Origin of the sequence: Nostoc sp. C052, assembly GCF_013393905.1 — a bacterium.
In the GTDB taxonomy this organism is placed as follows: Bacteria; Cyanobacteriota; Cyanobacteriia; order Cyanobacteriales; family Nostocaceae; genus Nostoc.
Genome location: NZ_CP040272.1, coordinates 3482678 through 3495000 on the forward strand (window position 1 = coordinate 3482678; position 12323 = coordinate 3495000).

Here is a 12323-nt window from a genome sequence, read left to right on the forward strand (position 1 = left end):
TAATTTAACGACACCACTCCCTACTCCCCATTCGCCGTCTCAGTCGCGATCTAAATACCTAAAAACGGTTCTAATACACACTTAAATCAGTTATCAGGTTTAATTTTGGGTATAAATCCCCATACGAAACCTTCCACCTGTAGAGGTGGGGTACTGACTCCTAACCAAGCTAGAAAACTGATAATTGATAGCTGTTCAATGATAAGTGTTTGTTTTTTGTTGCCATCGATGCACTGAGTAAATAATTCCCATTACTGTCAGATGATCTAGCAAAATTTATGGGTGTTACTCCCCAATTATCTGGAAAATATTCAGATAACGGCTTACAAACCAAGGGGAACTAGAAATAACTAACATCTTGAATGCTGGTAGAAATTAGAAACAAACAATTATTTTACAATCACACGCGACGGAGATTTGAGAAGAGAAGTTTCCACTGCACAATGGGGGAGTAGGGAAGTAGGGGAGGGGGCAGGGAGCAAGGGAGAAAAGTTTTCCCCTCCGCCCCCCGCACCCTGCCCCTCTGCGTCTTTTCAATGCCCAATTCCCCATTCCCAATAATTAACGATCGCTAGAATCTGGGGTTACTTCCAAATTGCCATTATCATTTGATGCTGGCACCCTTGGTTGAAGTGGTTCAATTACCAATGAAGTTCCAGAGGAACCGTCTAAAATTAGTTGCTCTGAGCCTGCCTCCACGGTTTTTGGATCTGGAAATACAAATCGTAACAAGGGAGGAGCTAAAAAGGTTGTCAAGATAACCATCATAATAATTGCTGCCCCTAATGGTTTCGAGAGAGCGCCACTGGCAGCGCCGACACCAGCAAACACTAACCCAACCTCGCCTCTAGGAATCATCCCTACACCGATCGCTAAACGGTTGATTCCTGGTTGACCAAACACGCTTAAACCTGTGATCACTTTACCGATAATGGCTACTGTAATCAGGAAAGTTGCCATAATTAGACCTTCACGATTATCGGGAATTGCTGGGTTTAACACTCCCAAATCGGTTTTTGCGCCAACAGTCACAAAGAAAATTGGCACTAATATATCGGCAATGGGAGAGACTTGTGTTTGCAGTTCTTTCCGCTTATCTGTCTCTTCTAGGACTAAACCAGCTGCAAAAGCTCCCAGAATTGCTTCTAAGTGGATAACAGCGGCCAGGTATGCCATAGCAAAGGCGAAGATTAATGCTGGTATTACAAGTCCACCACGGGTTTTAAGTTGATCAGCGATCGCTACAAAGGATTTATTGAAAACATTGCCTAGTAGGATTGCTCCCAAAATAAAACCAGTGGCGCTGATAATCAAATAAATCACTTTGCTGACATCCACCACACCGTCTTTAGCTAAACTGGCAACTACCGCTAAAACGATGATTCCCAGTACGTCATCAATTACAGCAGCACCCAAAATAATCTGCCCTTCTTTAGAATTGAGTCGCCCCAATTCTGACAGCACTTTGGAAGTAATACCAATACTAGTGGCAGTCAAAGCCGCCCCTGCAAAAATTGCCGGGACAGCGCTAATACCAAACAAAGTCATCAGTCCTACAGTCCCAGCAGCAAAGGGTACTACTACCCCAACTATCGCTACCACGGTGGCTTGAATACCGACTGCCATTAAATCTTTTAAATTCGACTCCAAGCCGATTTCAAAGAGCAGAATGATTACGCCCAATTCTGCTAAAACGGAAATGACCTCAGACTGGGCTGCAAAAACCGCTGGAGTCGCTTCAGGTGTTAAACCAGCAGTGGTTTGAAGAAAGGACACGATCAAAGAATTAGAACTGTCTGTACCGCCTTCTGGAAACACCAAAAAGTGGAAAACTGAGATGCCAACTACCACACCGCCAACGAGTTCACCTAAGACAGGCGGTAAACCCACTTGGTTTGATAACTCTCCACCAACTTTGCTGGCAAGATAAATAACTACTAAGCTTAGTAGCACTGCTTCGACTACCATTGAACTGTCTGCGGCTTGTGTTGCGCTGGCCAGCAGAGGAAAAGAGAAGCTAATTGGATCTAACAAATGCATGGGTTCTGTGAAAATCCTTCTCTTTGATTCTGACGCGTTTCTGAAAAACATCCTATAAAGACGCAATCTGAATTCAAAATTAAAAATTCAAAAAGGTATACAACGTAAACGTTTCATTGATTTGGAATAAGTAGTTGATTTACGCTGTGTTGCACTAGTGTAATTTTTTTAGTTTCAAAAAATGTAACCATTTCAGCTTTTGACGATCGCAGTGTCAAAGTAAGAACATACAAATCGTATCTAGCGATCGCACATGAGTTGTGAAAAACTTGTGGTGGCTGTTGGCTCTCAACAACCACCCGAAGATTGCTATATACGTTTATTCAAAACATCTGTGGATACTTTGAGGAGTGCAAATATTATGACTAGAGCCGCTTTACCCGGTTCTCGGTTTCCATCTGGAAACTTGTGGAAAATACTGCCTTTAGCAATGCTAGTATGTGCAACTTTTGTACTACCTGCATTCGCACAAGAAAAAGATAAATTATGGCGAACCCTTAGTGTCAGTGGTCGTGGAGTAGAAACAATTCCGACAACTCTGGCACAAGTCAGTTTAGGAGTAGAGATTCAGGGAAAAACAGCCCAGGAAGTACAGCAAGAAGCCGCCCGGAGGTCATCGGCTGTGGTTGCGTTCTTAAAGAGCAAAAATGTTGAAAAATTACAAACTACTGGTATCCGGCTCAACCCAGTTTACAGCTATACCAATAATGTGCAGCAGATTACAGGCTATGCGGCCAATAATACCGTGAGTTTTAGAATTCCTACTGAACAAGCTGGGACGTTATTGGATGATGCAGTGAAAGCGGGTGCAACACAAATTAACGGTATTAGTTTTGTTGCGAATGATGAAGCGATCGCAGCTGCTCAAAAGCAAGCCTTAAAAGAAGCGACTCAAGACGCCCGGCAGCAAGCTGATGCCGTTTTTAGTGCCTTGGGTTTTAAATCCAAAGAAATCGTCAGCATTCAAGTTAATAATGCCACTGCGCCACCACCACCAATGTTTTTACGGGCTGAGGCTGCCAAGTCAGCTGATGCTTCCACCCCTGTAATTGGTGGTGAACAGCAAGTAGAAGCATCGGTGACGCTGCAAATTAGTTATTAGTAATTAGTCATTGGTCATTAGTCATTGGTCATTGGTCATTTGTAAAGGCAAAGGACTAATAATCAATAATGCCCAACGCCCAATACCTCTCAAAAGTGCTGAGTAGGGAATCTAATTTCTTTACTCAGCACTCGGAACTGTTTTGCCCAATGCCCTAATTAAAAATGTTCTGGAGACATATCTCCCGTTCCTCCGTCTCCATCTTGCCTAGAACCCAATAAGTCCACCTGATCTACTAGAATAACTGGTTTAGAGCGGCTGATTCCTGTTTGGCGATCGCTCCAAGCGTCAAACTTCAAGGAACCTTTAACGGCAATTTGTTTACCTTTTTGCACATAATTCTTGGCAAACTCTGCTGTCTTTCCCCATAGTTCCAACTCGAACCAGTCAGGTTGATCGCTATTACGCGATCGCCTTTTTACTGCCAGTGTCAATCTACACTTCACACTACCAGACTCAAAATACTTAATCTCTGGGTCGCCGCCTACACGACCGATGAGGTTGACAACATTGATACTCATCACGCTACCTTTTAGTACAAACGTACTTAGCAAATTCTGACTTTCATCATAGCGAATTGTGAAAGACTTGAAAATAATGTGTTAAACAGTTAACAATATAATTGACTTGAAAAATTATACACACTATTTGGAGAAACACATAAAAATATACTGATATACTAATCTAACCAGAGAATATCAAAAAATACGGGGCTTGAGACATAGTAAATATTCCTGGGAATCATATAAAAATATAGTCTAGTTGACTCAACTCAGGATACGAACTTTATCGAATCCGGCACAATTAACTCTTAACCGTTGTAGTCAAAAAGTATCGCACATAGGGGGCTTACAGACGCGTGGGTATTTTTAGGAACTTTCGCACATCATGGGATATGGGTATCGACCTCGGTACCGCAAACACTTTAGTTTATGTATCTGGTAAAGGTATTGTACTACAAGAACCTTCTGTAGTTGCGATCGATGTCAATGAAAAGGTAGCGCTAGCAGTAGGAGAAGAAGCCAAAAAAATGCTCGGCCGCACACCAGGAAATGTGATTGCCCTCCGCCCTTTGCGGGATGGTGTAATCGCTGACTTTGATATTGCCGAGTTGATGCTCAAAAGCTTTATTCAGCGTGTAAATGAAGGTAAATCTTTAATTTTACCCAGAATTGTCATTGGTATTCCCAGTGGCGTCACAGGAGTAGAAAGGCGTGCTGTGATGGATGCAGCTCACCAAGCAGGAGCAAGAAAAGTATATTTAATCGATGAACCCGTAGCTGCGGCCATTGGTGCAGGATTACCTGTTGCCGAACCTACTGGCAACATGATCATCGATATTGGTGGTGGTACAACAGAAGTTGCAGTGCTGAGTCTTCAAGGTACAGTCATCAGCGAATCAGTACGCATTGCTGGAGATGAACTGACTGATTCAATCATTCAGTATATTAAGAAAGTTCATAACTTAGTCATTGGTGAACGTACTGCCGAAGAAATCAAGATTCGGCTTGGTTCTGCCTATCCTACTAATGATGATAATGACGCGATGATGGAAGTCCGAGGCTTACACCTACTTTCTGGTCTACCGCGCACTGTAACAATCAAAGCCCCAGAAATCCGTGAAAGCATGTTGGAGCCGCTATCAGTAATTATAGAAGCTGTGAAGCGGACACTGGAACGCACCCCTCCAGAATTGGCAGCAGATATTATTGACAGAGGTATTATGTTAGCTGGTGGCGGTGCTTTGCTCAAAGGTATAGATACCCTAATTAGCCATGAAACAGGGATTATTACCCACATTGCTGCTGATCCTTTGAGCTGTGTTGTGTTGGGAACAGGTCGTGTGTTAGAAAACTTTAAACAGTTGGAACGAGTTGTTACCGAAAGCTCTCGCAATATGTAGCAAAAAAAATATCAGACTTGAGTTCTATTTGAGTTCTATTTGAGTTCTATTTGGGTTCTATATAAATAGAATCCAAGTAGAACTTAATTTGTATAAGTATACAAAGGTATATATGGTGACAATACGGCGTTGGTGGGATCGTAAAGGGTTACAAATCGGCTTATTAGCTCTAGTAGTTGGTAGTGCTTGGATATTGCGACAGACTCAAGGTGAGTTGGTGCTTGAGACATACCAGGCAATTACTCGGCCGTTAGAGATGTTGCAGTCAGGGCCAACTCCAGAAGAACGTCTCAGAGACGCCCGGATACTAGAATTGCAAACCCGTATAGTAGATTTGGAAAGTCAAAAGACAAAGCTACAAGATTTATTAGGCTATGTAGAAAAAGAGCCACTGGCATCACGGCCAATTCCAGCACGCGTGGTAGGACGTAGTGCCGACCAGTGGTGGCAACAAGTTACCCTGAATCGCGGTGCGAATGTAGGAATTCAAGAAGGCTTCATAGTCAAAGCAGAAGGCGGATTAGTGGGTTTGGTGGAGAGTGTAACTCCCAATACTAGCCGCGTTTTATTAATCAGTGACCTCAAGAGTCAAGTGGGTGTGTCAGTTAGCCGCACGGCAGCTAAAGGCGTTTTACGAGGAGATTCTTCTGCCGAAGCAGTGCTAGAGTTTTATGAAAAAGTTCCCAACGTCAAGGTAGGAGATTTAGTTTCCACGTCTACCTACAGTCAGAAATTTCCCTCTGGTTTGGCGGTAGGACGAATCAAGTCGCTGGATTTAAAGAAACTTCCGGCATCAGTGGCGAAAATTGAGCTTTTTCCGCCAATCCGCTCTCTTGATTGGGTAGCTGTTTATCCCAAGCCAGAAAACCAAGAGTCGGCAAATCAAGTGCCGCAAAAGTCTAAGTAAATTCTTCCTTAAAAATCCATAGAAAAATGAAGATTCCTGCATTTGGTGGTAGCAGGCAGAAAAAGCCAAAATCGTCACAGCGAAAATCGAAATTCCGAATCCAGCCGCTTGCTCGTTGGCATCCCGGCATACGCCAGTTGTTGGGTTGGATAGTGACGGTTGGATCTGTACTGTTATGTTTACTATTATTGCCAACTCGGTTCCCAGGTATGGAATTATTGGGAATTGGCCCTAACTGGCTGTTAATTTGGGTAGTAGCTTGGAGTGTGAAGCGCACGGTGTTTGCCGGAGCATTGGCAGGCATAGTTCTAGGGTTGCTTCAAGATTCAATGACATCACCTAACCCTACTCATGCCCTCAGTTTAGGGATAGTGGGAGTTTTAACTGGTCTACTCCAAAAACAGCGTTTTATCGAAGAAGATTTTATTTCGATTGCTGTAATTGTCTTTGTGATGGCAGTTTTGGCAGAGACTATCTTTGGGTTGCAATTAACTTTGCTTGGTAATGAGCGTAACGTGACAGATATTTGGACATATTACCAGCGTGTCGCTCTTGCTTCTGCCATTCTAAGTAGTTTATGGGCGCCGGTGGTTTATTATCCCCTGAATCTTTGGTGGCAGCGAATAAAATTGTTGGAGCAGTAGTAACCCAAGTTGCGGGTTATCAAATGATGTGTGCTTGTAACCCCTCAATTTATGCGATGCCTGCGGTGGACGTACAACAAAGTTGTGCTGGCGTATAGCGTCACCGCGAGAGTTGATTGAGGATTCATTTTTTATTTTTTCATAACAGAGAAGACTTGTTTTCTGTTGCTTCAATAAATGCCTCAAACTGACCATTAGGCGTCCATTGAATAGCTCCATCTCTTCCTGTAAAAAAAAGTTTGGTTTGGCTTTGATTCAGTTCAGATAAAGTTTTTGGATCAAAGTTAGCAGAAGAAGCGATCGCTACTTGTGGTTGCAGAGCAATAACTAAATCTTTCAATGACTCAGGCGCACACCAAAGCACTTGTGGATGAGGTAAACTTCCATTTTTAACTAGTTGTTTTACCTCTTTAGATTTAACATTACCTACTAATAACCACCTCTGATCTAAAATTTGTAATTGCAATATGGGTAATTGATCGTTGATTAATTGTGCCACTGTCGAACCAGCTTTCACAGATTGACCAACTGTCAAAGATTGATAAATTCCTTGATGTTTTTGTAGTTCTTGTTGAATTGCCTGAGTTGTAATAGAATCATCTGTTTTGGGTGAATATTCATAAAAATTATTGATTGGTAAACGTTGCATTAATTCAAACCAGGCATTACTTTCATTGCCTTGGAAATCAGTTGCGATCGCCCAATTGATTTGATTTACACCTTGTTGTTGTAAAAACGGTAGAATTGTGAAGCGTCCTGTACCTTCATCGCCACTATTAATTACAGTTACAGTACCTCTATCTTGAACAACTACAATTGGTTCTGTACCAGATTCTAATACTGTTATCCTAAACAATGTATTTGTAGAATGCCAAAGGGGAATGAATACTAAAGCAATCGCAATCACATTAGCAAACCACCACCGCCGCTGCCACCAAGGTACTAGCCAAACCAATATAATCAATAAATAAATTGCCAAAAGCTGCCAACTAGATATACTACCCACAGCAACAGAATTTCCTGGCAACTTGCTAAAAAATTCTACTAGTTTAATTAGCCAATCAGTAGGGTAATGTAACACACCAGCAAGAAAGCTTCCGGCTTCAGTCCAAACTAAACCTACTAACGCACTGATGATTCCACCTATACTAATAATCGAAATTAATGGAGTACTAACCACATTCAGGAACAAACTATAAGATGGTACAACTCCAAAGACAAAAAGTTGCACAGGTAAAGTCCAAATAGTGGCAGCTAGGGGAACGGCAATTAAAGAAGCGATCGCAGGTGGTAGCCATGCTAGACTGTTGACTAATGGGGATACTGTTACAACTAATCCCAATGTTGCTAAAAAACTTAGTTGAAAACCTAAATCCCAAATCCATAAAGGATTAAATACTAATAGCAGAGTTGCCGCTAATAGTAATGAACCAAACTGTTTTACCTTCCTTTTTAATAGCAAACCAACTAATGCCGCAAAACCCATAATCACGGCTCTGAGAACCGCAGGTTGAAAACCTGTTAAACTCAGAAAAATGATTAAAGCCAAAAAGCCAAGGGTAAATTGCGTTCCTTTTTTTGTCCGCCTGGTTAACTGCAAGATCACACTCAAAATCAAGGAAGTTTGGAACCCAGAAGCAGCTAAAGCATGAGCTAACCCAGCTTGTACAAACAAATCGCGGATATCGTAGGGTAAATCAACAGCTTTGCTACCTAAAACCATTGCACTGACAAGAGGCCCTTCAGGGACACCCAACCAACGAACTTGCGATCGCACAATTCGCTCCCGAATTTGCCACCACCCCCATTTCCGTTCTTGATCCAAAACATTTATTTGTCGCCCAATTAGACCAGCAAAGGTTCCTTCTTGCTTGAGAAACTTCTGAAAATCAAAACCACCAGGATTGGAAGCTGCCTTTGGTTTGTACAAAATCCCAGTCACAGCAATTTCTTGACTAGGGTATAATCCAGTAGCCTGAAGTATAGGTACTGTCACATACAATTTGCCTGTAACCCCTTTTGGAACACCTGCTGAACCCTTATCATTTTTGACTTCATCTAACTGAGTCGTTTCCAGCCAAAATTGTCCCCGTTGACTGCGAGTCAAGCGGGGATTACTCGCCACTTTGCCGCGAACAATCACAAGTTGTTCTTGATTATTGCTATTTCCAGGCGGGACGAATTGACTAATATCTTTTGCACCTGGTTGCGGTACTCGCCATTGAAAATATACAGTTGCCAATAATCCCACCAAGCCAGCAGCTAGCCATATTCGAGCATGGGGAGTAGTTTGCCAAGTGTTAGACACTGTCTTATTTTTACTTCCATCATTTTCTGGTTTCTGAGCAAATTGTCGTAGCGTCGAGCGTCTTCTAAAAATAATTGCTCCCACTATCCCCACAACCAAAATCCACACACCACCCCAAGGAACTGCTGTAAACAGCAACCCCAAAATATAGCCAAGACAAATAATTACACCACTGGTTTGAATCATAAGATTTTTGTAAAAGCACTTGGCAACCGTAATTTACAACTGACTTAAACTGACTTAAATATTGATAGGGTAGCAATGTGGTGAAGTATAGTCCATCAAGTTTATACAAACAAAGCCCGCACAGGCGGGCCTTATCGTTGTAGCTTTAATATTCTAGAGTCAAGATTTAACGGGATTTTTGACCTTTGGCAACAGCCACATCATAAAGATATACCTAGCTTAAAGAATGCAAAATCAGGAGTTTAACCTGCGGAGGCAGGTTTTGTCTGTGTAGCCGCGACTTCTAGTCGCCCAGGCATAACTTCGAGCAACGGAAAACCCAATTTCTCCCTTTGTTCAACATATAAATGGGCCACCTTCCTAGCCAAATGCCGAATCCTGGCAATATAACGAGTTCTCTCCGTCACCGAAATCACACCTCTAGCATCCAACAAATTAAATGTGTGCGAACACTTCATTACATAATCTAAACTAGGCAAGACCAATCCTCGCTCCGTCAATTGGGTAGCTTCCTGCTCGTATAAGTTAAATAGTGTCAGTAGCAACTCAGGATTTGAAGCTTCAAAGTTATATTTACACTGCTCAATCTCACTTTGCAGGAAAACATCTCCATAAGTAATATTGTCTGTCCACTGGATCTTTGTAAATGCTTCTACCTGCTGGAGATACATTGTCAGCCGCTCTAACCCGTATGTAATCTCAATCGACACCGGACGGCAATCAATTCCTCCACACTGTTGGAAGTAAGTAAATTGAGTAACTTCCATCCCATCCAACCATACTTCCCATCCCGTTCCCCAAGCTCCCACCGTCGCATCTTCCCAGTTATCCTCTACAAACCGAATATCGTGGTCTTCAGGACGAATACCTAAAGCTCTTAACGAATCAAGATAAATCTCCTGGATATTATCTGGTGACGGCTTAATCAAAACTTGGTACTGATAATAGTGTTGGAAGCGGTTAGGGTTTTCGCCGTAGCGCCCATCCGTTGGGCGACGACATGGTTCAACATAGGCAACAGCCCAGGGTTCCGGCCCCAATGCCCTTAAAAAAGTCTGAGGATTCTTAGTACCAGCCCCTTTCTCAATATCGTAGGGCTGGGCAATAAGACAACCGCGATCGCCCCAAAACTGATGCAATAAACCTATTACTGACTGAAAATTCACGCTTCCCCCTTCCCTACTTAACACAGTGCATAAACCATTGTTGCCTACAACCCAACACTGTAGCTAGTTTCAGGAGACATGAAAAACAGTTCCAAAAGATTTTGGAAAAAGTAGTTGACACAATGAAGTGGGTTCGCTATATTGAATAAGTGCCTGAAGCGAAGCGAACGAAAGCGACGCTGTGAGGGACACCGAACCTTGAAAATATTATAGTTTGAAAGCGATTATACAGCAAGTGGATTGCGTCAAGCAAATAAAGATAACTAAGCTGAAGTTAAAAAAGAGCAGCTATTGAGCTATAGAGCTTTCCAATACAAAACGGAGAGTTTGATCCTGGCTCAGGATGAACGCTGGCGGTATGCTTAACACATGCAAGTCGAACGGAATCTTTCGGGATTTAGTGGCGGACGGGTGAGTAACGCGTGAGAATCTACCATCAGGTCTGGGACAACCACTGGAAACGGTGGCTAATACCGGATGTGCCCTTGGGTGAAAGGTTAACTGCCTGATGATGAGCTCGCGTCTGATTAGCTAGTTGGAAGTGTAATGGACTCCCAAGGCGACGATCAGTAGCTGGTCTGAGAGGACGATCAGCCACACTGGGACTGAGACACGGCCCAGACTCCTACGGGAGGCAGCAGTGGGGAATTTTCCGCAATGGGCGAAAGCCTGACGGAGCAATACCGCGTGAGGGAGGAAGGCTCTTGGGTCGTAAACCTCTTTTCTCAGGGAAGAAAAAAATGACGGTACCTGAGGAATAAGCATCGGCTAACTCCGTGCCAGCAGCCGCGGTAATACGGAGGATGCAAGCGTTATCCGGAATGATTGGGCGTAAAGCGTCCGCAGGTGGCAATGTAAGTCTGCTGTTAAAGAGTGAGGCTCAACCTCATAAGAGCAGTGGAAACTACATAGCTAGAGTACGTTCGGGGCAGAGGGAATTCCTGGTGTAGCGGTGAAATGCGTAGAGATCAGGAAGAACACCTATGGCGAAGGCGCTCTGCTAGGCCGTAACTGACACTGAGGGACGAAAGCTAGGGGAGCGAATGGGATTAGATACCCCAGTAGTCCTAGCCGTAAACGATGGATACTAGGCGTGGCTTGTATCGACCCGAGCCGTGCCGTAGCTAACGCGTTAAGTATCCCGCCTGGGGAGTACGCCGGCAACGGTGAAACTCAAAGGAATTGACGGGGGCCCGCACAAGCGGTGGAGTATGTGGTTTAATTCGATGCAACGCGAAGAACCTTACCAAGGCTTGACATGTCGCGAATCCTGGTGAAAGCTGGGAGTGCCTTCGGGAGCGCGAACACAGGTGGTGCATGGCTGTCGTCAGCTCGTGTCGTGAGATGTTGGGTTAAGTCCCGCAACGAGCGCAACCCTCGTTTTTAGTTGCCAGCATTAAGTTGGGCACTCTAGAGAGACTGCCGGTGACAAACCGGAGGAAGGTGGGGATGACGTCAAGTCAGCATGCCCCTTACGCCTTGGGCTACACACGTACTACAATGCTCCGGACAGAGGGCAGCAAGCATGCGAATGCAAGCAAATCCCGGAAACCGGAGCTCAGTTCAGATCGCAGGCTGCAACTCGCCTGCGTGAAGGAGGAATCGCTAGTAATTGCAGGTCAGCATACTGCAGTGAATTCGTTCCCGGGCCTTGTACACACCGCCCGTCACACCATGGAAGCTGGTAGTGCCCGAAGTCATTACTCCAACCTTTCGGGGAGGAGGATGCCTAAGGCAGGACTGGTGACTGGGGTGAAGTCGTAACAAGGTAGCCGTACCGGAAGGTGTGGCTGGATCACCTCCTTTTTAGGGAGACCTACACCCCTCAGATATCGAAAAGCATACAGTTAAATAGATACTGAGTTGGTCGTTCCTTAGGTCGGTCGCAGATATTTGCAATTGTTGAAAGCTTTCAAACTATGATTTGGTTCGATATGGGCTATTAGCTCAGGTGGTTAGAGCGCACCCCTGATAAGGGTGAGGTCCCTGGTTCGAGTCCAGGATGGGCCCACCTGAATCAATTAAAAATGTAAAATGCAAAATTAAAAATGAAGAAAATTTAATTTT

8 protein-coding genes, 1 tRNA gene and 1 rRNA gene are annotated in these 12323 nt (G+C 43.8%); 6 read left to right on the top strand and 4 right to left on the bottom strand.

Features of this window, described 5'->3' with window-relative positions:
* Window positions 1-561: 561 nt before the first annotated feature.
* Window positions 562-2040: a cation:proton antiporter gene (locus FD723_RS14000; protein WP_179065878.1), complete on the bottom strand. Its 1479-nt coding sequence runs from the start codon at window positions 2038-2040 to the stop codon at window positions 562-564.
* 361 nt (window positions 2041-2401) lie between these two features.
* Between FD723_RS14000 and FD723_RS14005 the strand changes: the two genes are divergently transcribed.
* Complete coding sequence (locus FD723_RS14005) at window positions 2402-3142, top strand: SIMPL domain-containing protein (protein WP_179069147.1); 741 nt, start codon at window positions 2402-2404, stop codon at window positions 3140-3142.
* Between the two features lie 158 nt (window positions 3143-3300).
* On the opposite strand, the gene FD723_RS14010 is transcribed toward FD723_RS14005, so the two are convergent.
* The gene (locus FD723_RS14010) at window positions 3301-3663 is read right to left on the bottom strand and encodes a single-stranded DNA-binding protein (RefSeq protein ID WP_179065879.1); all 363 of its coding nucleotides are present in this window, start codon (window positions 3661-3663) and stop codon (window positions 3301-3303) included.
* 374 nt (window positions 3664-4037) lie between these two features.
* Between FD723_RS14010 and FD723_RS14015 the strand changes: the two genes are divergently transcribed.
* From FD723_RS14015 to mreD, 3 genes are all read left to right on the top strand, one after another.
* The gene (locus FD723_RS14015; protein WP_179069148.1) at window positions 4038-5045 is read left to right on the top strand and encodes a rod shape-determining protein; all 1008 of its coding nucleotides are present in this window, start codon (window positions 4038-4040) and stop codon (window positions 5043-5045) included.
* Between the two features lie 112 nt (window positions 5046-5157).
* A complete protein-coding gene (gene mreC / locus FD723_RS14020; RefSeq protein ID WP_179065880.1) occupies window positions 5158-5952 on the top strand; it encodes a rod shape-determining protein MreC in 795 nt (264 codons plus the stop codon).
* Window positions 5953-5978: 26 nt separating this feature from the next.
* Complete coding sequence (mreD, locus tag FD723_RS14025) at window positions 5979-6596, top strand: rod shape-determining protein MreD (RefSeq protein WP_179065881.1); 618 nt, start codon at window positions 5979-5981, stop codon at window positions 6594-6596.
* Between the two features lie 139 nt (window positions 6597-6735).
* Here mreD and FD723_RS14030 read toward each other — a convergent pair whose 3' ends face one another.
* Complete coding sequence (locus FD723_RS14030) at window positions 6736-9090, bottom strand: ComEC/Rec2 family competence protein (protein WP_179065882.1); 2355 nt, start codon at window positions 9088-9090, stop codon at window positions 6736-6738.
* A gap of 242 nt (window positions 9091-9332) precedes the next feature.
* Window positions 9333-10256: a glycine--tRNA ligase subunit alpha gene (gene glyQ, locus FD723_RS14035; RefSeq protein WP_179065883.1), complete on the bottom strand. Its 924-nt coding sequence runs from the start codon at window positions 10254-10256 to the stop codon at window positions 9333-9335.
* Between the two features lie 315 nt (window positions 10257-10571).
* Between glyQ and FD723_RS14040 the strand changes: the two genes are divergently transcribed.
* Together FD723_RS14040 and FD723_RS14045 are read left to right on the top strand one after the other, a co-directional pair.
* Window positions 10572-12062 (top strand): 16S ribosomal RNA (locus FD723_RS14040).
* A gap of 130 nt (window positions 12063-12192) precedes the next feature.
* Window positions 12193-12267: transfer RNA gene (locus tag FD723_RS14045), tRNA-Ile, on the top strand.
* Window positions 12268-12323: the final 56 nt, after the last annotated feature.

Coding starts and splice junctions, on each gene's coding strand:
- FD723_RS14005 (WP_179069147.1), top strand. CDS start 2,402: ATGACTAGAGCCGCTTTACCCGGTTCTCGGTTTCCATCTGGAAACTTG.
- mreD (WP_179065881.1), top strand. CDS start 5,979: ATGAAGATTCCTGCATTTGGTGGTAGCAGGCAGAAAAAGCCAAAATCG.
- FD723_RS14000 (WP_179065878.1), bottom strand. CDS start 2,040: ATGCATTTGTTAGATCCAATTAGCTTCTCTTTTCCTCTGCTGGCCAGC.
- FD723_RS14015 (WP_179069148.1), top strand. CDS start 4,038: ATGGGTATCGACCTCGGTACCGCAAACACTTTAGTTTATGTATCTGGT.
- FD723_RS14010 (WP_179065879.1), bottom strand. CDS start 3,663: ATGAGTATCAATGTTGTCAACCTCATCGGTCGTGTAGGCGGCGACCCA.
- FD723_RS14030 (WP_179065882.1), bottom strand. CDS start 9,090: ATGATTCAAACCAGTGGTGTAATTATTTGTCTTGGCTATATTTTGGGG.
- mreC (WP_179065880.1), top strand. CDS start 5,158: ATGGTGACAATACGGCGTTGGTGGGATCGTAAAGGGTTACAAATCGGC.